Origin of the sequence: Bradyrhizobium pachyrhizi (assembly GCF_001189245.1) — a bacterium.
Taxonomy (GTDB): domain Bacteria; phylum Pseudomonadota; class Alphaproteobacteria; order Rhizobiales; family Xanthobacteraceae; genus Bradyrhizobium; species Bradyrhizobium pachyrhizi.
Genome location: NZ_LFIQ01000059.1, coordinates 1 through 21,045 on the forward strand (window position 1 = coordinate 1; position 21,045 = coordinate 21,045).

The 21,045-nt window shown below is 61.1% G+C and carries 18 protein-coding genes and 2 pseudogenes; 16 read left to right on the forward strand and 4 right to left on the reverse strand.

Annotation, left to right across the window (positions count from 1 at the left end; translation table 11 throughout):
* Positions 1-83: 83 nt before the first annotated feature.
* The gene (locus tag AKL29_RS12620) at positions 84-260 is read right to left on the reverse strand and encodes a hypothetical protein (protein WP_430648871.1); all 177 of its coding nucleotides are present in this window, start codon (positions 258-260) and stop codon (positions 84-86) included.
* 1,011 nt (positions 261-1,271) lie between these two features.
* On the opposite strand from AKL29_RS12620, the gene AKL29_RS12625 reads away from it, so the two are divergent.
* Positions 1,272-2,198: an AfsR/SARP family transcriptional regulator gene (locus AKL29_RS12625; protein ID WP_152977556.1), complete on the forward strand. Its 927-nt coding sequence runs from the start codon at positions 1,272-1,274 to the stop codon at positions 2,196-2,198.
* 353 nt (positions 2,199-2,551) lie between these two features.
* Here AKL29_RS12625 and AKL29_RS40610 read toward each other — a convergent pair.
* From AKL29_RS40610 to AKL29_RS12640, 3 genes and pseudogenes are all read right to left on the reverse strand, one after another.
* A pseudogene (locus AKL29_RS40610) lies at positions 2,552-3,360 on the reverse strand (transposase).
* Between the two features lie 110 nt (positions 3,361-3,470).
* Positions 3,471-3,791 (reverse strand): hypothetical protein, encoded by a 321-nt coding sequence (locus AKL29_RS12635; protein WP_050384398.1) that lies wholly within the window; start codon positions 3,789-3,791, stop codon positions 3,471-3,473.
* 91 nt (positions 3,792-3,882) lie between these two features.
* Positions 3,883-5,071: pseudogene (locus AKL29_RS12640) on the reverse strand (IS3 family transposase).
* Positions 5,072-5,474: 403 nt separating this feature from the next.
* Between AKL29_RS12640 and AKL29_RS12650 the strand changes: the two are divergent.
* The 15 genes from AKL29_RS12650 (at position 5,475) to AKL29_RS12720 (ending at position 21,027) form a co-directional block, all read left to right on the forward strand.
* Complete coding sequence (locus AKL29_RS12650) at positions 5,475-5,936, forward strand: nuclear transport factor 2 family protein (protein ID WP_028338068.1); 462 nt, start codon at positions 5,475-5,477, stop codon at positions 5,934-5,936.
* Positions 5,937-5,968: 32 nt separating this feature from the next.
* Entirely contained in the window at positions 5,969-7,834 is a 1,866-nt protein-coding gene (locus AKL29_RS12655) for an alkaline phosphatase family protein (RefSeq protein ID WP_082190568.1), read from the forward strand.
* Between the two features lie 3 nt (positions 7,835-7,837).
* Positions 7,838-9,205, forward strand: a complete 1,368-nt coding sequence (locus AKL29_RS12660; RefSeq protein ID WP_152977557.1) for a DegT/DnrJ/EryC1/StrS family aminotransferase — start codon at positions 7,838-7,840, stop codon at positions 9,203-9,205.
* A 3-nt stretch (positions 9,206-9,208) separates the two neighbouring features.
* Positions 9,209-10,063 (forward strand): transketolase, encoded by an 855-nt coding sequence (locus tag AKL29_RS12665; RefSeq protein ID WP_050384401.1) that lies wholly within the window; start codon positions 9,209-9,211, stop codon positions 10,061-10,063.
* Positions 10,053-10,991, forward strand: a complete 939-nt coding sequence (locus AKL29_RS12670) for a transketolase family protein (RefSeq protein ID WP_050384402.1) — start codon at positions 10,053-10,055, stop codon at positions 10,989-10,991. The genes AKL29_RS12665 and AKL29_RS12670 overlap by 11 nt, the downstream gene beginning before the upstream one ends.
* Complete coding sequence (locus AKL29_RS12675) at positions 10,991-12,334, forward strand: radical SAM/SPASM domain-containing protein (protein WP_160321742.1); 1,344 nt, start codon at positions 10,991-10,993, stop codon at positions 12,332-12,334. Before AKL29_RS12670 ends, AKL29_RS12675 begins: the two co-directional genes overlap by 1 nt.
* Before the next feature lie 93 nt (positions 12,335-12,427).
* Positions 12,428-13,195 carry a B12-binding domain-containing radical SAM protein gene (locus AKL29_RS12680; protein ID WP_244481988.1) on the forward strand — a complete coding sequence of 256 codons (768 nt, stop codon included), beginning with the start codon at positions 12,428-12,430 and terminating at the stop codon, positions 13,193-13,195.
* Positions 13,150-14,340, forward strand: a complete 1,191-nt coding sequence (locus AKL29_RS12685) for a radical SAM protein (RefSeq protein WP_160321744.1) — start codon at positions 13,150-13,152, stop codon at positions 14,338-14,340. The genes AKL29_RS12680 and AKL29_RS12685 overlap by 46 nt, the downstream gene beginning before the upstream one ends.
* Positions 14,337-15,524 carry a diaminopimelate decarboxylase family protein gene (locus AKL29_RS12690; protein ID WP_050384405.1) on the forward strand — a complete coding sequence of 396 codons (1,188 nt, stop codon included), beginning with the start codon at positions 14,337-14,339 and terminating at the stop codon, positions 15,522-15,524. The genes AKL29_RS12685 and AKL29_RS12690 overlap by 4 nt, the downstream gene beginning before the upstream one ends.
* A 12-nt stretch (positions 15,525-15,536) precedes the next feature.
* Positions 15,537-16,343, forward strand: a complete 807-nt coding sequence (locus tag AKL29_RS12695; RefSeq protein WP_063779905.1) for a DUF3050 domain-containing protein — start codon at positions 15,537-15,539, stop codon at positions 16,341-16,343.
* An 18-nt stretch (positions 16,344-16,361) separates the two neighbouring features.
* The gene (locus tag AKL29_RS12700; RefSeq protein WP_152977558.1) at positions 16,362-17,567 is read left to right on the forward strand and encodes a metallopeptidase TldD-related protein; all 1,206 of its coding nucleotides are present in this window, start codon (positions 16,362-16,364) and stop codon (positions 17,565-17,567) included.
* On the forward strand, positions 17,483-18,526 hold the full coding sequence (locus AKL29_RS12705) for a hypothetical protein (RefSeq protein WP_152977559.1): 1,044 nt from the start codon (positions 17,483-17,485) through the stop codon (positions 18,524-18,526). The genes AKL29_RS12700 and AKL29_RS12705 overlap by 85 nt, the downstream gene beginning before the upstream one ends.
* Positions 18,523-19,092, forward strand: coding sequence for a hypothetical protein (locus AKL29_RS12710; RefSeq protein ID WP_028338058.1), 570 nt, complete (start codon positions 18,523-18,525; stop codon positions 19,090-19,092). The genes AKL29_RS12705 and AKL29_RS12710 overlap by 4 nt, the downstream gene beginning before the upstream one ends.
* Complete coding sequence (locus tag AKL29_RS12715; RefSeq protein WP_028338057.1) at positions 19,085-20,107, forward strand: cysteine peptidase family C39 domain-containing protein; 1,023 nt, start codon at positions 19,085-19,087, stop codon at positions 20,105-20,107. The genes AKL29_RS12710 and AKL29_RS12715 overlap by 8 nt, the downstream gene beginning before the upstream one ends.
* Positions 20,101-21,027 carry an alkaline phosphatase family protein gene (locus AKL29_RS12720; protein WP_063616682.1) on the forward strand — a complete coding sequence of 309 codons (927 nt, stop codon included), beginning with the start codon at positions 20,101-20,103 and terminating at the stop codon, positions 21,025-21,027. Before AKL29_RS12715 ends, AKL29_RS12720 begins: the two co-directional genes overlap by 7 nt.
* Positions 21,028-21,045: the final 18 nt, after the last annotated feature.

Sequence of the window (21,045 nt, forward strand, 5' to 3'; positions counted from 1 at the left end):
AAGGGGGCAGTTCCGGATGGCGTTTGACACCCGTGTCCTAATTCAGAGTTAGTCTTCCGTGAAGAACGAGGGCGACTGCCGGTTTAAGCGATGTTTTGAACCGGGACAGTTTCGGCGAGCGCCCGGATGATGGCGTGCATGAGCTCTGCGAGCCATCGCAGGAGCAGGCCGAAATTATAGCCCGCAGCGGCGAGGACAGCGTTGATGCGGTCGCCGACGGGTCTCCCCCGATTACCCATATTACCTTTCCAGCGTGCCATGCCCATTACCCCGGCGGACCAGACAGGTGCATTTGTCGATTGCTTCCCTGTCCGCACGGCCTTCCCCGCCATACGATCGGGTCGGCGTCCGCATCGTAACTTTCGAGGCGTGCTCAGGCTTCACTCACGTTACCGCCCGCTGGATTGCTCGGCCGCCCAAAGCGACCTTTGTCACGAGGCTTCGGTCTGTCCGATTGCTCGTCCAAACCGCTCGTCAGCTACCAGATCAATCGACAATTCTCTGGGTGGATGCTTCCTCCACTGGTAATACGCGCCGTCGGGGCGCACCATACGGTCTTACTTTGCGTCTATGTCCGTGTCGGGCTTTTGATCGTTAGTGCAGTAGAGCCACGACAGCACGGTTTGCAGGTTCGTTGTCCGCGCTTCGGAAGGAGCTTGAGCAATTCGGGTTTGTAAGACCGGGCGGGGCCGTGGGCACGAAAACCCAGGGGATCACGAACCATTCCTCGTCGACCAACGTGTCTTCCGCCAGCATCGAGCCTTGCAACCGTTTTACGAGAGCGCGCGGTTTCGTCGCACCTCGGGTAGAACATTTTACGTTGCAACCGTTTAAGTTGTATGCAACCGTACCCTTGGGCCTCAGGAACCCGAGATAGCATTCAGTGGCCATCAGCGTTCTAACAGCCCCGTTCGGCGGGGACGGTGCCCATGTCCAAGGGGCACCCCAAAAGCACATTGGCCGTTCACGATTACGGTTTCTGGACCCCGGCAACCAGTCCGCTACCGACATCAGAGCAAAAAGCAAAATCCATGAACCATCAGCGAATCTCGCGCCGCGCCGCGGCGATCGCTCGCGTCTGCAGCCTCGATGTGTTGCACGACAACGAAACATCTCAGCAAAGAGCCGACCGGATGCTGGCGCCGCACAAGCGGCGTAAACGTTCTCCGTCGTCAAATGATTTGAGGCTAATTAGGCGGCTCGCAGGGGTGGCTCCCTCAGCGGTTAGAGTTTAAGCGCCCTGCGCTCGTTGCTGCGAGCGAGGGTTTGCATTGGTTCTTTTGGGTGCCGCCGTGTTCTGTAATATTCGTACCTTCGGAAGCTTCCAGGTGATCTGCAACGGCCGATCTTACGGTCGCCGGCTATCACAGCACTCCAGAACCTTGCTCGCTTTGCTCGTGCTTCGCTACGGTCGAAGTGTCCGGCGGGAAGAGATCGTCGATCTGCTTTGGTCGGCAAACTACGACAAGGCACACCGACGCCGGCTCAGCACGATTCTGTGGCGCATCAATCACGTCGCGCCACGAAGCATGCAAAGATACGAGATCGTTCGCATCGAGGAGAATGGCGACATCCGGATCGACGCCGACACTAACATTCACATCGACCTGGCCGAATTCGAGACCGTCTTTAAGGCGATTCCGAGTCATGTCGAGGAATTCCGCAGCTTCGATGTCACGGCGATCGAAAATGCCGTCAACCTCTATCGCGGAGATTTGCTTGAGGATATGGACACCGAATGGTTGCACCAGGCACGTGCCCACGTTCGGCAATGTCATCTGGATATGCTGCAACTGCTCATCGAATATTTTGCCAAGGCAGGTCAACCGGACAAAGTTATTCTCTACGCCAACCGCTTCCTGCAGATTGATCCCTATGTCGAGACCGTACATCTTGCGCTCGTGAAGGCCTATTTAGCGACGGGAAAGAACGGCCTTGCCCTCGCGCAGGTCGATCTTTGTCGGCGCGTTCTCAAGGATGACCTCGGAGTTCCGCTGAGCGCCGACGCTGAATTCATCCTCTCTTCTCTCGGTTTGACGCGGCGTATAAAGGCGAGAACACCGCGCCTGCAAACATCCGAATCGTCGGTCGCCTCGACGGATCGAGTAGGTGAACTGCGCTTGACTGTTTCCAAAATTCTTGCGATTTGTGCAGAATTGCTGGACGAGCTTTCGCCGGACGGTTCCTCGCGTCACTAGAACCTATCTCAAAGTTGGCGAAACAGGATTAGCAGGCAAGCAAGCTGGACGAAGCCGAGGAAGTTCTGCGGATAGAACTGCCAACGCACCAACAGGCACCACTGTATCCGCGCGAAAGAGCGTTCGACCAGCCAGCGCCGGTTGTAACGACGGAGCCTGCGCCGGTCTTGAGTGAGCGACCTCACCCGGTTTGAACGATGCGGGGCGATCGATCTCGGTGCTCTGTGTCGGTGCTCTGTGTCGGTGCTCTGTGACCGCAGCTCTTCATCGAAGCGCATCGCTGTCATAGGCGCGATCGCCGATCAGATTCTCTCGTCTTGCACTACTTTGGCAGTTACTTGCGCTGCGGCTTTTCACAAGTTCGTCTTCTGCAATATGGGCATCGCGGGGATGGCAGTCGAAAGAATGAGATCGACGATGGCGTGGCGTACGGCCGGCAAGCTTGGCTGAGGCAGGGGTCCGTTGTTTCTTTTTTCCGCTCCGCTTGTGCGAGGCGACGGTGTTGCAAGAAGGCGTACGCGATCATGGTCATGAGTGCGTGACGATGAAGACCTTGCCAGGATCGTCCCTCGAAGTGATCAAGCCCGAGTTCCTCTTTCAACTGCTGATGCGCCTGTTCGCAGATCCATCGAGCCTTGATCGTGGCAGCTAGCGTGCGCGGATCTGTCGCGGCCGGCAGATTGGCGAGATAGTATTTCTTCTCCCCTGAGGTTCTGTGTTCGCCGATCAGCCAGGCCTCCTCGCCGGGAAGATGCTGCTGGCCCTTACCCTTGATCCGCTGCGGTGGTCCGTCGGCGATCCGCACCCGAACGACGGCAAAACGGGCTTTCAATCGACCCTTGGTTCCGGTTCGCCAACTCACAGTTTGCCACTTGGCATCGGCGAGCATGTCTTCCGCTGCCCTCGACAGGATGTCCGGAATGCACCGCTTGCGGGGACGTCCGCGCGTCGCAACTGGCCAGACCAACTTGACGCAATTGATCGTAATCGCCCGCGGCAAAGCGCTCCGCCATCGGCTGAATGCTTTTGCGCTCACCAGGGCCGATCAACCCCGCAATGTAAAGCGGACACATTCGCCGCCGGCCTTATGACCCAAGCGATCGAGAAATGGCTTCAGCCAACATTCGAGTTTGTCCTCCCGGTCCGACGTCGCGTTCCCCATGGTCGGCCCCTCCAAAAGCCGCCCCTATGAATCATTGAAAAATCGATTCGGGAATCCTGACGGGCTCACTAAACTGACGAAACTGCCAAAGTAGTGCTAGCCTCGATCATCTAGAAATCGAAACAGAGCTGCACCAAGCGCACCTCGTGATGGTTCGCAGCATGGGTGCTCACCGGAAGCGGCAAGCCACGGCGATCCACAATCGCCATGATTTTCAGACCTTTTCCACGTCTCGTCGGGCCGACCTCTGCGCCGCCGCCTTTGGCCATCGCAAAGGTTGCGTCGATGAAACAATCTTCCTCATCGAGCGCACCTTTATCGCGAAGTTCGTTGGCGATATCGGTCAGGATGCGTCGCAACACTTCCTTGCGGCGCCAATTCTCAGAGCGATGATGCACGGTCTTATAGTTCGGATAGCACTGCGGCGGCATGTGCCACTGCGCGCCTGTATTCAGAATTCAAAGAACGGCTTCCAGAACTTGGCGTGTCGCAATAGGCTTGCGGTGACCTTGCCCCCGAGATTTATCCAGTTCTGAGTTCGCTCCGGCTGTTGGATTTGCCCGGGCGGGCGGTGGTAGCGACGGGAGCTGGCGCGGAGCCTTCGGCGTAGCGCAGCGCCAGATCCCGATGCGGGTTGCAGGTGAAGGCGAACTCAGATGGTGTCTTCCATCCGAGCTGTGAGTGCGGTCGTGCATCGTTGTAGTCGGTCCGCCAACAACCAAGTGCGACACGGGCCTGGGCCAAGGACGTGAACAGCGTCTCGTTGAGCAACTCGTCCCGTAGCCGGCCGTTGAAGCTCTCGATGAAGGCGTTCTGCATGGGCTTGCCCGGCGCGATGTAGTGCCAGCGACGCGGCTCTGGTCGGCCCACGTCAGGATGGCGTTGCTGGTGAGCTCGGTGCCATTGTCGCTGACCACCATCCTGGGCTTGCCGCGCTCGGTCGTCAGCCGGTCCAATTCCCGCGCCACCCGGGTGCCCGAGAGCGAGGTATCGGCCACCAGCGCCAGACACTCGCGAGTGCAGTCGTCGACCACGGTCAGGATGCGGAAGCGGCGGCCGTCCGTGAGCTGATCCGACACGAAGTCGAGCGACCAGCGATCGTTGGGGGACATCGGCACCATCATCGGTGCCCGTGTCCCGATTGCCCGCTTGCGGCCGCCACGGCGACGCACCGCAAGCTTCTCTTCCCGGTAGAGCCGGAACAGCTTCTTGTGGTTAATCACATAGCCCTCCCGCTTGAGCAGAACATGCAGGCGTCGATAGCCGAAGCGACGGCGCTCTCGGGCGATCGTTCGCATGCGTTGGCGAAGGCCGACATTGTCTGACCTTGTCGTCTGGTATCTCATGGTCATTCGGCAACAGCCGATGGCTTTACACGCCTGCCGTTCGCTCATCCCGAAGGAGTCCCGTAGATGGGCGACAGCTTTCCGCTTGGCCGCGGGCGTCACCATTTCTTTCCCACGAGGTCCTTCAAGGCTGCGTTGTCCAGCATGGCGTCGGCCAGCAACCGTTTCAGCCGCGTGTTCTCATCCTCCAGCGTCTTCAGCCACTTGGCCTCCGAGACCTCCAGCCCGCCGAACTTGGCCTTCCATTTGTAGATGCTGGCGTCGCTGACGCCATGCTTGCGGCACAGATCGGCGACCGACACGCCGGCCTCGTGCTCCTTCAAAATCCCGATGATCTGCTCTTCCGAAAAGCGGCTGCGCTTCATGCTCTGGTCCTTGTCGTGGGCCAGAACGAACTTCAAACTGGATTAAGCCCGCGGGGCAAGGTCAGCGGGCCCAGCCGTCCATCAGCAATGTGCTATTCCGGAAAGTGTTTCCGGATGCGCTCCCGTTGTTCGTCCGCCAGCCGAAGCATCCTCCTTTATAGCCAATCGACTCGAAGCTTCAATTTAGAAATAGGTTCAGCAACACTTCTCCAAGCACCGTCGCTCCTCACCCGCTCGAATGAGTTGCTTCGTCCGTGTGCGATAGCCACTCGGGGTGTGACAGTGGTGAAATCGACACGTGATCGCGGCGAGGCCTTGGCTTGATATCGAATTCGAGACCGGCGAGCCCGCGATGGTGCGATCGCTCGCTGCGGTCCAATCTTGATCAATACGGAGAGTCCCAATGGCTCTGAAAGCTGATGACGTAAGCGCCTTCTTGAAGAGGTGGGTTTCCTCATATGAGAACGGTGACAAGACCTTCTTCGATGCTTTCTCCAATGACGCATCGTTCTTCTCGATCTCCTCGCCCACCCGCATCGACGGCCTCGAAGAGTTCCGCCGCGGGTTCGAGGAGCAGTTTCTCGGCGAGAAGCGCCGCTCGCAGATTCTTTCGCCTGAAATTCGGGTGATCGGTGATGCGGCCGTCGTGTCGTATCACAACCGGGTTTCGGCCGGCGGCGGCACTGCCAACCTGCGCGCCACGCTGGTGGTGGTGCAAGGCAAAGGTGGGCTCGAGATCGCGCACCTGCATACCTCGCCGCTCGCCTCCGTTGGCGTGCCGGTCCAGGGCCGCGCTCCCGAAGCCATCACCCTGCTCGAGGAGCGCGTAGCCACCGCCGCCGCCGCCGTCGGTACGCCGAAGTAGACCAAGCGATCGGCAACGCAGGAAGTATTCCGATGAAACGCCACGCTCGACCGAGGATTGCAGTTGTCGGTATTGACGGGTTTTCGCCATCGACGCTGCAGCACTATCTCGGTGACGGCGTAATGCCAGCTCTCGCATCACTGGTCGCGCGTGGCGCTCGCGTTCCCCTCATCTCGACCCTGCCGGCGACCACTCCGGTCGCTTGGACGGCAATGAGCACGGGATGCTATCCGTCCAAGAACGGAATCGAAGGCTTTTTGCTGCATCGACCCGGACGGCGGCTCGACGATCGCATCAGCGGTGTCTACGCCGAACAGATGACTGCCGAGCCTCTCTGGCAGACAGCTTGTCTCAACGGGCTCTCGAGCTACGTCGTCAAGTTTCCGGTTTCTTATCCATCTGCCGCAACCCTGCGGGTGGACGGCGCGGCGGGATGGGGTGGACTGACATGCCTTCACGAGACGGCCGCGTCAGGCACCAGAAGCTGGCCGGATAGCGAGGACGCCACCATCTCGGAGGCTGCTCCCTGGCTAGGTCAGGCGCCTGAGCAATTCGCGCCGGTCTGGTTCGGTCGGCTTTCATTGCCCAACACCTGGGGTCATGCGCCGGTTTGCTTCGACCTCGCCGTATCCGAAGGCAAGGACGGACCAACCCTTTCGATCGCGCATGGCGCCGATTGGAGCAACCTTGTCATGACGCTGTTGCGTGGAGAATGGAGCAATCCCATCGAGATCGAGGCGGTCAATCGCCGCGGCGTGTTGCGCCGCTGCGCGCTGCGCTTCAAGACATTGGCCGCAGAGACCAGCCCAGTATCGTTCCAGCTCTTCAATACCCCCCTCCACGAACTCGACGGCCACTCGCATCCAGATGCGCTCTGGCAAAAACACCTTCGCGCTGCCGGACCGATCGAAGAGCAGACGGATCCCTCCTTGCTATTCTCCGGCGCGATCGACATCGCTACGCATGTCGACCGCTGCCAGCTCAACATCGATTGGCTCTCTCGTATATCCCGCTCGATTCTCCGCGACGAACCGTGGGACCTATACATGGTGCATACCCACATCGTCGATTGGGCGCACCACCTTCTCCAAGGGGCTATCGACCCCCGCCATCCCCGCTTCGAACCCAACCGCGCCGACGAAGCGGAGGGACTACTAAGGCATATCTACGCGCTGACCGACCAGCTCGTCGCAACTGTGATCGACGCGGTGGGTGAAAGCGCAAACGTCATTGTAATGGGTGACCACGGCCAAGACCTGCATCACACTACGGTCAGGTTAAATTGCTGGCTCGCCGAGGCTGGATACCTCTGCTTCCGCGACGACGACCCGGCGGAGGTCGACTGGGGTCGCACCCGCGCCTGCGTGCTCGGCAATGGCGTGTATCTCAATGTCGCGGGGCGCGAACCCACAGGCATCGTTCACCGCGACCAGGCCGGCGCACTGATCGACGAGCTCTGCGCGGGATTGCTCGATATCTCCGACCCGCGCAACGGCGAGCGCGTCGTCCACATCGCCGCACCACGAGATCATTTCGCTGCTCTCGGTGCGCACGGACCAGGTATGGGCGACATCGTGTTTTGCTTGAGCAGCGGCTACCAGGCGCGCAACAATCCGGGACCGATGTTCGAGATTACGATCCCCTGGACCGAGTTCACCAGCGGACACGATCATTTCTGGCCACTCGATCCGCGTCTGCAGACACTGATGTTCGCAGCTGGTCCCGCCTTTGTGGCCGGGAGACACGCATCACGCCTGCATTCGATCGTCGACGTCGCTCCGACCATTTCGTCAGCGCTAGGTATGGCCTCGCCACCTGACATTGACGGATCCCCAATCAATTCGATCCTGGCCGATCCGCCGTACGTTTCTGCCAAGCGTTCACCGCTGGAGGTCTAATCCGTGACTATCGCCAAAGCACCGATTATCAGCACCCGGCCTCAGCTAGCTATCGACGGTGGCGATCCCGTCGTGCGCAAGGGACACATGATGATGGCCCGCTGGCCCCGGCTGGATCGCAGCGATCTCGAGGCCGTCACCCGCCAGTTGGAAACCGGCTTGTACACTGAGATGGCATCGACCGCGCGGGTGCGCGAATTCGAAGCCGAGATGTCCATGATGGCAGGCACGCGTTACGCGCTTGCGGTGCACAGCGGCACGGCTGCGCTGCATTGCGCCATCGCGGGGCTAGGGCTGCAATCGGGCGACGAGGTCATCGTCCCGGCATTGGCCTATATTGCGTGCGCCGCCGCGGTGATTCATCACCAGGCGATTCCGATTTTCGCGGACGTCGATCCCGCGACCTACAACGTCACGGCCGAGAGCGTCGAGGCGGCGATCACGCCGCGCACGCGCGCGATCATGGTTGTCCATCTCCACGGCTTGCCCTGCGACATCGACGCGATCTGCGAGGTCGGACGCCGGCTCGGCATTCCAATCATTGAAGACTTTTCGCAGGCCGTGGGGGCGACCTATCGCAACCGTCCTGTCGGCGGCCTGGCCGATGTCGGCGCCGCGAGCCTGATGGCCGGCAAGAACTTGCCCTCGGCCGGAGAGGCCGGCGTTCTCGTGACCAACAATCGTGACATCCGGAACCGCGCGGCAGCCGTCAAGGCATTCAGCGAGGCGGTAAAGCCCGATGGAAGCTACGAGTTGATCGGGGCCACGATGGGGTGGAACTACCGGATCAACTTACTCTCTACCGTGATGGTGAGCCGTCAGCTCTTCCATCTCGAGAAATATACGCAGGCCCGGCAGGAGGGCGCCGCCAGGCTCGATGCCTCGCTGTCCCTCATCCGTGGGTTCACGCCACCGTTTGTGCCACAGGACCGACAGCACTGCTACCACATGTATCGCTTCAAATTCGATCCGGAGGTCGCAGGCCTCTCGGTCACCCTCGATCAGGCGCACGAAGCGCTCAAGCGTGTGTTCAATGCCGAGGGGCTGTTTCTGGTCGAATTTCAGAACCAGCCATTGCCGGGTCATGACCTCATCCGCCAGCGCGTCGGTTACGGTCGCGGTTGTCCTTGGCGTTGCCACGGGAGAGAGGATATCGACTATGGCATCGAGCGCTTTCCCGGTGCGCTGCGGGCGATCCGCGACTCGCTGGTGATCGGCATGCCGTCACAGGCGGTTCTCGCCAATCCCGAGGTAGTTGATGCCTATGTGGCAACGATCGAGAAGCTCGCGTCGAACATGCGGATCTTCGAGCGCTTTGCCGCCGACTTGCCGTCAACGACGCCGTGGTCGGCTTCCGCACGGATGTTCTGAACCATGACCGAGCACCCGCGCCCATTCGATGACAATCAGGCTCTCGACCCTCGCAGCACGCGGTTGCGCATTACTATACTGCGGACTCACGCAGTCGCCGGCCAAGGCCACCTCGGTAGTTCGCTTTCCCTGGTCGAAATCCTGAGCGCTCTGTTCGCCGAAGGACGTTTCGCGACCAACGTAACGGCGGAAGGCGATCGGCTGGTGCTCTCGAAAGGACACGCGGCACTTGGGCTCTATTGTGCGCTCGCGGAGGCGGGTATCATTTCCCACGCCACGCTGGCGACGTTCGGGCAGAACGGCAGCACTCTCGAGCCTCATCCAAACGAGACCGTTCTGCCAGAGGGCTCCGTCTGCACGGGATCGCTCGGGCAAGGATTGTCGATTGGATTGGGCTTCGCATATGCTAGCCGACTGAGTGGCCGTAGTGACGAGCGGACGGTCGTCATCCTCGGCGATGGAGAGCTCAACGAAGGCCAACCATGGGAAGCCGCAATCGCTGCGCGACGCCTGAAGCTCGGAACTCTGCTCGCCATCGTCGACGCCAATGGCATGCAGCAGGACGGTGCGATGAGCGACATCATGCCGATCGACGATCTCCAGGGTGCATGGGCCGCGCTCGGCTGGCAGGTCCATACCGTGGATGGTCACGATTTTCGAGGCCTGCTCAGCCTGCTTGCGGAGATCCGCGACGTCTGCCCCGACACGCCAAAGCTGATCGTTGCGCAAACGGTCAAGGGCCGCGGAGTTCCCTTCCTGGAAAACGCGGTCGACAGCCACTATCCGTCGCCACTCGACAACGCCGAGCTCGACCTTATCGAGCGACTGCTCATTGCGGAGATGCGCGATGTCCAATGACGCTCCACTCTACGCTCGCACACTCCGGAACGTCGGCACGGAGCACGCCAATGCGATCGTTGTCGACGCCGGTCTGGCCACCTCGATGCAATCAGATCTATTTCAGGTCGCCTTTCCCGAAAGGTATGTCAATCTCGGTATTGCCGAGGCGAATGCGGTCGGCTTTGCCTCCGGCCTTGCCCGACGCGGCTTCAGGCCTATCGTGCACTCCTTCTCCAACTTCCTGGCCCGCCGCGCGCATGACCAGATCGCGATCTCCATCGCGCTGCCCAAGCTTCCCGTCCTTTTGGTCGGCGGCTCCTGCGGCGTGTTCGACGGTCGTAACGGCCCGTCGCACTTCGCCAGCGACGATCTCGCAACTTTCACGTCCTTGCCAGGTTTTAAGGTCTACGAACCCGCCGATGGCGAAGACCTGAAGAATGCGATGCGCGAGGCGATGACCGAGGACGGTCCCTCTTACTTGCGCCTGCGGCGCCATGGCATGCGTACCGGACGCGCTGACGAAGCCAAGGGCGGCAACGGCACGCATCTGGTTCACGCTGCCACAGAAGATGCCAGGGTCACCATTGTCGTCATTGGCAATCTTCTTGAAGAGGCATTCACAGCCGTCCGTATTCTGGCCGATCAGGATGTTCACGCGGACCTTTTTCACGTCGTGCGGATCAAGCCACTAGCCGCCGAGAAGATCCTTGCCAGTGCCCGACGCACCCAGCGCCCGATCGTCATCGAAAATCATTGCGCCGTTGGCGGCGGCGCGCAGGCCGTCACGGTCGCACTTGCCAGCTACGGCCTCAACGTCTCGTGCTTCACACTGCCCGACCGCTTCCTTCCGGCCGGCGATCCGCGATGGCTGCTCGCACAGGTCGGCCTCGACGCAAACTCGCTGGCCGACCGGATCGTCGCGCTGCTGCATCAAGGAGCCGCGTGATGCCGCCAATGTTCACCCCGCTGAATGGAGCTCTCCACGATCACGTACCGGCACGCACGCGTGCAGTTGTCCGTTGGCGGAAGGAAGCGTTTGGCTATCTGGCAGCGTTTCCGGATGGTCTTGTGGGTATCTTCGACGAAGCGGCGGCGCAGTTGCTTGAGAACGGCGCCGACTACGCGGCTTGCAGCGCGCATCTCGTCCCTCAGTTGGAAGTACCTACCGACTTTCACTTTGATGCGCCGCTCATGGCCTGGATCGAGCTGACGCGGGCCTGCAACTTACGCTGCCCGCATTGCTTCGTGGAGGGTGGTGTCGCGCGCGCGGGCGAACTACCGACCGAACGTATTCTGGGCCTGCTCGACGAGTGGGCCGCCATGGGCGTTTTCTCGGTGATCCTCACCGGCGGTGAGCCGACCATGCACCCGGACTTCGTCGACATCGTCCATCACGCTCACCGGCTCGGATTCACCGTCGGCCTCGCCACCAACGGCATGCCGATCACGGAACGACTGCTGGCCAAGCTCCCGCGAGATGACGTCATCATCAGCGTCAGCATCGATCATCTACACGGCCAGGGCGCGCATTCCGGGGCAACCGACTTCGAATACGTCACGCGCAAGCTGCTAATGATGAAACAAGCCGGCTTCAACACAAGCATCATGACCACGACGTCAAGTCAGAATGTCAACGCTCTGCAAGCCATCATCGAATGGGCCATCGACAATGACATCAGCCTACGCAGCGTGCCCTTCGTCGCAATGGGGCGGGGTTCGCTCAATCGCCATCTCGTCAATGGTGTCGACGACGTCGAGCGCGCCGCGCGCTTCTGGATCGCCGAGGAGGAATGGGAGCGGGTGCGCGATCCGAAAATCGGCTTGTGCGCCGGCAAGGTCTTCAACTTCCTGCTGACGATGGTCTACGCGACGCGACGTTGCATGAGCGGCCGTGGCCTTTGCTACGTCAATTCAAACGGTGACGTTTACCCCTGCAGCACCTGCTCCGGCAACAAGGTGCTCTGTGCCGGCAATGCACGTTGGACTTCCTTTGCCGAGATCTGGAACGGATATTGGGACATCCGCAACATCACATGGGACAGTTTCACCGAGACTTGCAACGGCTGCTCCATCAGAGAACGCCGCTATTTCTGCACCGGCCGCTGCCCGGGCAGCTCGAGCGTCCTGCACGGACGCCTCGATGGCTGTGGCACCACCGACTTTCAGAAGGCAAGCATCCTGCGCCGCGAGGAGCTCTTCAAGGCGCACATCCACGCCGAGCCGGCCATTCCGGTGACGCGTCATCAGGTCAAGGCAGCGCCGGCAGTAGCCGACGCTGACGCGCGATAGAGGTTATCCGCCATGCAAGTATCGCTCGCGACCAGTCTGCATCTCGATCACGGCGCAAGACCACTCGATGCCATCCCGGGCAGTCGCTTGACCATGCAGGCCTTTGTTCCGGTCGGATTGTTGTCGCTGAAGGCGGCCTGCAACGTCGAGAACGCCAACTGGCGCGTGCACGTCCATGAACTGAACACGCTCATCAATGCTGGCGCCATTCCCAACGATGAGGATTTCTACGACAACGTCGCCCAGACCGTCGTGCAAGGCGGTGGCGACCTCGTCGGGCTGATGACGGATGCCGACTCACTGCATCACACCATTGCCATCGCCAAGCGGATCAAGGTTCGTGCCCCCCAATTGATCGTCGGCCTCGGCGGACCTGCTGTCACGCCGACCGCGCGGCTTCTGCTGGAGCGTTACCAGGCGATAGATTTCGTCGTACGTAACGAGGGCGAAGAGACCTTCCCCGAGTACATCGCCGCGCTCGAGGAAGGCCGCACGCCGGCAGGCATCCAAGGTCTCACCTGGCGCGACGGCACCACCATCCAGCACAACGCAGACCGTAAGGTCATCGAGGATCTGGACCGGCTGCCGATCCCGGATTTCGATGCGTATGCTCAGACCGCACATTCGGCGCTCTACCTCGACGTCGGTCGCGGCTGTCCCTTCAAATGCGCGTTTTGCGCCACCGCGCCGTTCTGGGAACGCCGCTACCGGATGAAGTCGACCCCACGCATCCTCAGCGAAATGCGATTGCTGCGCGACCGTTGGGGCCGGCGTCATTTCAACTATTCGCACGATATCTTCACCTGCGACCAAAAATGGACGCACAAATTCTGCGATGCAATGAAGGCCGCCGAACTCTGACCTGGACCTGCTCGACACGCACGGACGTCATCGACCCCGAACTCCTGGAGCACATGGCCGAGGCAGGATGCGTCGAAATTTACTACGGCATCGAGACAGGCTCGCAGGAGATGCAGCAGACCATCTGCAAGGGTCTCGACCTGAATTGGTCGCGCGAAATCGTGCGCGCAACAGCAGCCTGCGGCATCCGCCCGGTGACCGGGTTCATCGTCGGTTATCCTGAGGAGACCCAGAAGACGTTCTCCGACACTATCGCGCGCTTCTTCGACTTTCTGGAGGTCGGAGGATACCGGGCTCATATCTTTACTCTGTGCCCGTTCCCGGGCGCGCTGATGTTCAACAATGCCAAGGCCGGGATCGACCGCCGCGCAGCCTATCTCGACCTGCCACTGCAGCCGGCCGTGAGGGATGAGGCCGACCAATTGAGCCAAAGCGATCGCAACCTATTCGCGAGCCACTATCGCTTCGCCACGCCCAACATGCCTCACGAATTCATCTCGGCAGCAGAGGAAATTTCGCCGCACATCGTACTGCTGAGGCGGCTTTGGCCGCACCTGCTGCCCTACTACGACGAACCGGCGACACTGTTCAAGCATTGGACGACATGGATCGGCAAACGCAATGACGAGCGACCGTGGCGAGCCAATCATCACGGCAATGCCGGCGATCTGATCGACTTCATCTCCGCGGAGATGCCACTGCTCGGCATCGACGATCAGCCGCTGCGAAATTTGGTCCGTTATGAAGCGGCCAAACTCGCTGCCGCCGCGCTACCGGCGGACACGCTCCCGCATCCGGAACGACTGCTGTCGGATATGATCGGGCAAGGACACCCCTTCCTCATCGTTCCGTTCGAGACCGACATTGGTCGTCTTGTCAGCGGCAGGCCGCAGGCGGCCAACGACATCGAGTTGCCGCAATGGGTCGTGTTCGCGCGCGAGCCGGGCGGAACCGTCAACACCCATGTCATCTCCGACGCGGCGCGGCGCGTGCTGGAACGCGCTCGCACGCCAAGTCCACGCGACGAGCTGGTGCGGGTTGCCCTGAACGACTGCACGCTCCCGCAGAGCGAAGCCTTAGATCAGGCCGTGGAAATCGTCCAGGCGCTGACGTCTAGCAACCTCTTGAGGGAACTCCGGACATGATGATTCCTCCATATGTACTATCCGCCGCATACCACATCGAGGCCAACGGCTATGTCTATGACCTGAACATATTGCGCGATCGCCTGCGCCAGATCGAGGACGCACTCCCGATCCGGAGACGGCGCACCCACTTCGCCACGATGGCCAACGATCATCCGAGCGTTCTCGCCACCATCGCCGAGACCGGACACGGCGTATTCGTCAACTCCCCAGCGCACCTCCACCTCGCGCTTGGCGCCGGCCTCTCGGCCCGGCGGATCATCTATGCTGCGAGCAACATGTCCGGTCATGAGATGCGGATGTGCTTGGATGCCGGCGTCCATCTGGTCATGGACTCCGCAACTCAGTTGGCCGGCCTGGACGCCATCGCACCGGCGGGTACGTCGGTCGGAATCCGCGTTAACGTCGGCAGCGTAATCGAAACACCGTCGCTGGCAATCGAAACGTCCTATCGGTTCGGGCTGCTTGCCGACGAAGTCGGCGCTGCGGTCAGCGCCACGCGCAACGTGCGTGTCACCGGTGCGCACTGCTATTTCGGCACTGACATCCTGGATCCGGACACTCTGCTGGACGGGCTCGAGCGTCTGTCGTCCGTTGCGGTCAAGCTTCCGCACCTCGAGTACGTCGACGGCGGCGGCGGCTTTGGCATTGCTGACGATTTCGTTTCTCGCCAGTTCGATCTCGCGGCTTACGGCGCGGGCGCCGCCGCCATCATGGCGCGGCTCGAACAGAGGACCGGTCGTCCGGTGACCCTTATCGTCGAGCCAGGACGCTGGCTTTGCGCGCCAATCGGCTGGTTCTTTGCCCGCGTGACCGACGTCAAGCCGCGTGCGGATCGCATCCTTGCCGGCGTCGCCGCGAGTGTCGTCCAGTTTCCACGCATGCTACTGCACCCCGACAAGGCTCGCCATCCCTGCGAGATCGTCGACAGCCAGCAGCGCCCGCCCGCGGCCTTGCCAGTCTGGGTTACCGGCAACTCGACCTATTCGCGCGACTTTCTCGCGCGCGGTGCGGTGTTGCCCCATCCTGAGGTGGGCGACCTGATCGCCTTCCACAATGCGGGCGCCTATTGCCGCTCGATGTGCACGCGCTTCCTGGGGAAAGAAGATCCAGAAGAAATCCTCCTCCACGCCCCGGAAGAGCGCAGGCCGCTCATGGATGCCTTTGTAACTGCGACTCAATAGCGAGTAACGCCAATGTCAGCCATGGAAATGTACAATCTGCTGCGTCGCCTCGAGATATCGCGCAAGCAGATTGCCGAGCACAGCATCTATCAGAGTCTCGAGGACATCAACGACATCCGGATCTTCATGGAGCACCACGTCTTTGCCGTCTGGGACTTCATGTCGCTGCTCAAGTCGCTGCAAAAAGCGCTCACCTGCACCGAAATTCCCTGGGTTCCGGTCGGCTCGCCGAAGCTGCGGCGCTTGATCAACGAGATCGTTCTCGAGGAGGAAACCGATGAGGTCGAAGGTGATCCCGCAAGCCATTATGAATTGTATCGCCAGGCGATGATCGAGATCGGTGCTAACACGCGCGCGATCGACGTCATGGTTGAAGCGGTCGCGTGCGGAAAGCCGGTCAGCGAGGCGCTCTACCACTGCGGCGCGCCGGTGGGTGCGCGCGCCTTCGTCGACAAGACCTTCGAGCTCATCAGCTCCGGCAAGACCCATGTCGTCGCGGCCGCATTCACCTTCGGTCGCGAAGAGCCGATTCCCAACATGTTCCGGACGCTGGTCGGCAGCCTGCAAAAGCAGCACGGCGGCCGCTTGAAAACCTTCATTACCTATCTCGATCGCCATATCGGTTTGGATGAAGACCATCACGCACCCATGGCGGTCCAGATGCTCGCCGAGCTCTGCGGCAACGACCGCGAGAAATGGGAGGAGGCCACGCGGGCCGCGATCGTCGCACTGACGGCGCGTCATAGTCTCTGGAGCACAGTCGTGAGCGAAGTGTCGCTGGCGCGCATGGGTGTCCCCCCGCTTCGGGCGGCTGGCTGATCGCCGGGGAGAGATGCCGTGCAGTCACCACAACCGGCGCAGCCTCGTCGCAGAAGCAGTGAGATCGGCGCGCTGCTGACGATCGACTTCGTGACGCATGGACTGCCTCGCACGCGAACGGTGACATTCGAGGCCTGTCGCGACGAGCTGCCCCGCGGCACGGTCAGCTCCTGGACGTCGTCGGCGCCGGCGAACTGGCAGATGCCGTCGGTGTCACCGCCGAGTATGACCGATTCAGACCAGGCGACCGCGGCGCTGCTGGATTTCTCCGCGTCGATTACGGCACCGCTTTCGCTACGCTACAGCCGGCTGGTCTCCTGCAGGCAGATGACCGACGCCGAAGACGACTGGCAATCGAGAGCCATCGATGTTCACGCTTTGACGGGCCGGATCATGCTTGCGAACGGACGCACGATGTCACTGGGCTGGAGCGGCTTTGGTGACGGCCTTGCGGGTATGGCAGAGGGCCCGAAGCGCGCTCGTGTGGAGTGGGTCTCGCGCTGCGCCGGAACGGCCGCACCAGTCGACGCCGGCGATATTCCGGTCGTGCTGGCGCCGCAGCCTGCCGCCGTTGTCGCGCACGAGGCCATCGGTCATTTTTCCGAGGCTGCCGCATCCGCGGCGATCGACCTGCGTCATCGCCTTGGATGCCGGCTTGCGGCCGACGACTTCGATGTGTTTGACGATCCGACACGCGGCGCTGCCGCGCGCTACGGCGTCGACGACGAAGGCACGGTCGCGGTCGGGCCGACACAGATTGTCGACGGCGGCGTTCTGGTCCAGCAACTTCATGGTCGCGGTTCGGCCCGGACAGCACAAACGCTGTCAACCGCAAACGCCCGCGCGGCGCAGATCACCCAACAACCGATCCCCCGCCTCTCCAACCTCGTGGTGCCGGCCGGAACCCGGTCGCAGGACGAATTGGTGGACTGCCTTGGGGACGGCCTGCTGGTTCACCATCTCTCTCACGGCTTTTCGCGCGGACTTGAGATCGAGGCCCGCATCGTGCTAGCTGAGCTTGTCAGATCGGGCCGCCGCACGGGAATTTTCGTCGGCGACGGCCGGCTCACCGAGCGGATCGACGTGCTGGCGCGGTGCATCGCGCGTGGCGATCGCATTGAGCTCAATCCGAATGCCCTTTGCGGCAAGCACGGCCAGATCCTCTACGACGTCGGTACGATGGCTCCCGCCATGTTACTCTCGCAACTGAGGATCGCACGATGACTATCGACCGCACGATCGTCTTTGCGCGCTGCCGCGATGGACAAATCATCCATCACTTCGCGCATCGCGTGATGGCCAATGCTGGACGCGCGGCAGTTGGTGCCTGCGACCAGGATGCTGTCGGGCTGTCCGACCTGGCGAGGAACGAATGGCATCGTCATTCGGCAAGGCTGCCACCGGGACGTCGCAGCCAGCTCGTCGCCGAGATGGGGCACGTCATCGATATCGGCAATGTTCGGCCCTATTCGATCGTCCATGCCAACGGCAGCATTCTCCAGGGCTTGCCATCGCCGCACCTTCCCTTGGTCGCGGAGGCAATCAAGTGGGCCGACGTTCCTCGCAAGCCGCTGCTGACGTTCGGCCCGTCGGCAACGCTCGCGCTGGTGAATTTCATCCTTGACGGTATCCCGGGCGCGATCGACGCGGCGGCGTGGCCGTTCGATAGTGAGCTGACAGTTTGCGATACCGGGCAATCGCCTTATCCCCCGCAACATCGGGACAATGCGACGGCAAGCCGCATCGGCACTGGCACCGAACACCGCGATGAAGGCGATGATATCGCATTCATGCTGCTTCAGCGCAGCGAGGTCTGGCAACGCCCGGTGAACGCGCTCTACAACATGCGGCAACGCAATCTTGCGATCGGATGCGAGCGCAAGATGCCCGATCCGTCCGGCCCGGTCATCGTGTTCGACACCTTGTCAGCGGAGGTCGAACCCACGCTGTCGCGCTCATCCTGGCTTGCGACTTGGTATCTCGTCGACGCAGACCGTCCGATTTGGGGCGAAGAGCGAGTCGCCGTCGCAATCGATACCTCAAAGATCCTGCGAGACGATGTTCGTACCATCGGGACGCCCTGGCCCGCCTGCATATACGATCCGATCGAAGGCGAATGCTACGGAATGGCGCCCCATCTGTTCGCGCAATCCTCGTCCCTAGCGGTGAGCGTGCTGCAATGAAATCCCTTTGTCTTGATCTCGAACCTTATATCAACGCGCACTTGGCGACCTTCGATGCCGACCGCCGGGCCGGCTTTGTGAATGCCTGGTGCAACAGCTTCCCCGCAGAAGAGATTCCCTTTGGGAGTAACCTGCTGATTGGTGGCGCGATGTTTCGACTGCCGGGGAAGCAGCGAGGAACGCCGGACCACATCGAAGCGCTCGAGCAAACTGTTGAAGTCAATGCAGCGACCAGCGCGCGCGCAGCGGCCATTCTCGGCTTCGGAGAGCTCGGCGATCAGGAACTACGGTTCAAGGTTTCGGATGTATTTGGAGACGAGTACATCACGCGGGTAGTCCTGCCGAACTGGCTCGTCCCGAAGCACACCCGGCAGGAGCAGCAAAGCTGGCGGGCGACGCACCTGCACTATCCCGACTATGAGCTGGATCATCTATGTCCATGCCTGTTTGCCGTCGCGGCACCGTTCAGGTCGGAGATTCGGCCCCGCTCCATCACGCTTCACGCCAATCCGCTCGCGCATGTCTTCGCCATCAGCTTGCTGACCGAGGGCCTCCCGCATGCCTGACTTCGCCTCGTCGAGAATTCTAGTCCCGAGCACCCTTCGCAACCTGAACATCATTCTGGATGCGATCGTGGACCGACCGAGTGCCCCCTGCTTGGGTTGTGTCTGGGGCTTTGCCGAGTTCGATCCCTCCTCAACGGCCGCCGAGTTTGACCTCCCATGCGGCTGGCGCTTCTACGCACAAAAGCTCCTGAACTTCGCCGGCATCCAGCTCGACTATGCCGAGGACGGTCGAGACAACGCCTACGATCGCGTTGAGTTGGGTCAGTCCATCATTGCTGCGGTGGACAGTTATTACCTGCCCTATCGGCCGGCCTGGCAGCGGGTGCACAGCGCTCGGACGCTGATCGTCGATCGTCTGGCCATCGACACCGGAATGGCCGACATCATTGACGTCTGGATGCCGGAATACGCCGGCCCGATCGAACTTTCCGATCTTGATCACGCGCGGAATTCGCATGTGCCAGAAAATATCGAGCGTGAGCCGCTCTATGCCGGCATTCCATTGAGGGAACGGTGGTGGACCGTCGCCCTAGTCGTAGACCCGCTCATTCGTAATCACAGCGGCGTCATGTCGAGATTATCGGGGTTGGTGTCGGACGCCATGAGTGCGAACACGCTGGGCAGGATGGCCAAATTCCGCCATGGTGCGGTCGAAGCGCTGTCGCGGCCGCTCGCGATCTCGGGCGGAGCCCGGCGCGCAGCCGCCCTACAACTGCGAGCCGAGATAGGATTGCGCGCCTATCTCTATGCCTTCTTCAATTTCGCGAGCGCTGCTCTCGACGATCAACTGTTCGCCGCCGAGGTCTGCTTGTGGTCGCGGCAGCTCGACGAGCTCTCCGGAGTGCGCGATCTACTGATCAAGTCGGTAGCTTTCGATCGACCCGAATATGCGCAACTTGCCGATCGTGCGCTGCGCTCCGCCGAAGGGCGGGAGCGCAGGTTGACTCAATTCGTCGACGAGCGCTGTCCACAGCAGGCGCCCGATTCGATCCGTGCTGGAGGAGAATCATGCTGAACAACATCATTTGGCTGGTCTTCGACAGTGCACGCTACGACGCTTTCATGGCGGCGTCCACGCCCGCAATCGACAGCATTGGTTCGACGGAACGGCGCTTCAGCTATGCGAGCTGGACCGCACCGAGCCACTACGCCTTCATGATGGGTCTGCCGCCTCATGCCAACGCGCCTGGAGTACTCGCTGCCGATGTCCATCGGCAAGATCTGTCGCTCTGGCAACGTCGCATCGGAGACGATGCTCAGGAGATTTCCTTTGCGGATTTCGCGCCTTCCTTGTCGCTGCCCGCCTTCCTACGCTCCATTGGCTATCGCGCCGAGGCTTACGTATCGCTGCCTGTCCTGAACCCGCATACGCCGATCGCGCAACATTTCGATCATTTCCAGCTGATGCCAACCCATAACGATCTCGCCGCAATCGTAGCGCAACTGCGGTTTTCCCGGCAGCCGCAGTTCATTTTCGTCAATGCGGGCGAGACCCATTATCCGTACGCGCTTCCCCATGAGGGGCCGAACGATCTGCCGCGGATACCTGGCGTTCACGGCGTCTGGCGCGATCTCGACGATTTCCTTAAGAACAGAGGTGGGGTGGCGCAACCGGGGGCAGAAAATAGAATCCGGTTCGACACCGAATCGCTGCGGCCGCTGTGGCAAAAGCAGGTCGCCTGTATCGAACATCTCGATGGTGTCGTTGCTACCCTCATCGAGAAGGCGCCGCCGAACTCTTGGTTCATCATTACGGCCGACCATGGCGAGTTGTTCGGCGAAGACGGATATTTCGGCCACGGCCCCGTAGTCCACGAGAAAGTGTTCGAGGTATTCTTCGTGGAGGGCAAGCGCCCGCGCGTTGCGAAGGCTAGCAGCATCCAGCTTGACCAGGCTGTGATAATGGGGCGGCTGAGGAAGCTCGGCTACGCTTAATATCGATCAAAGGATGAC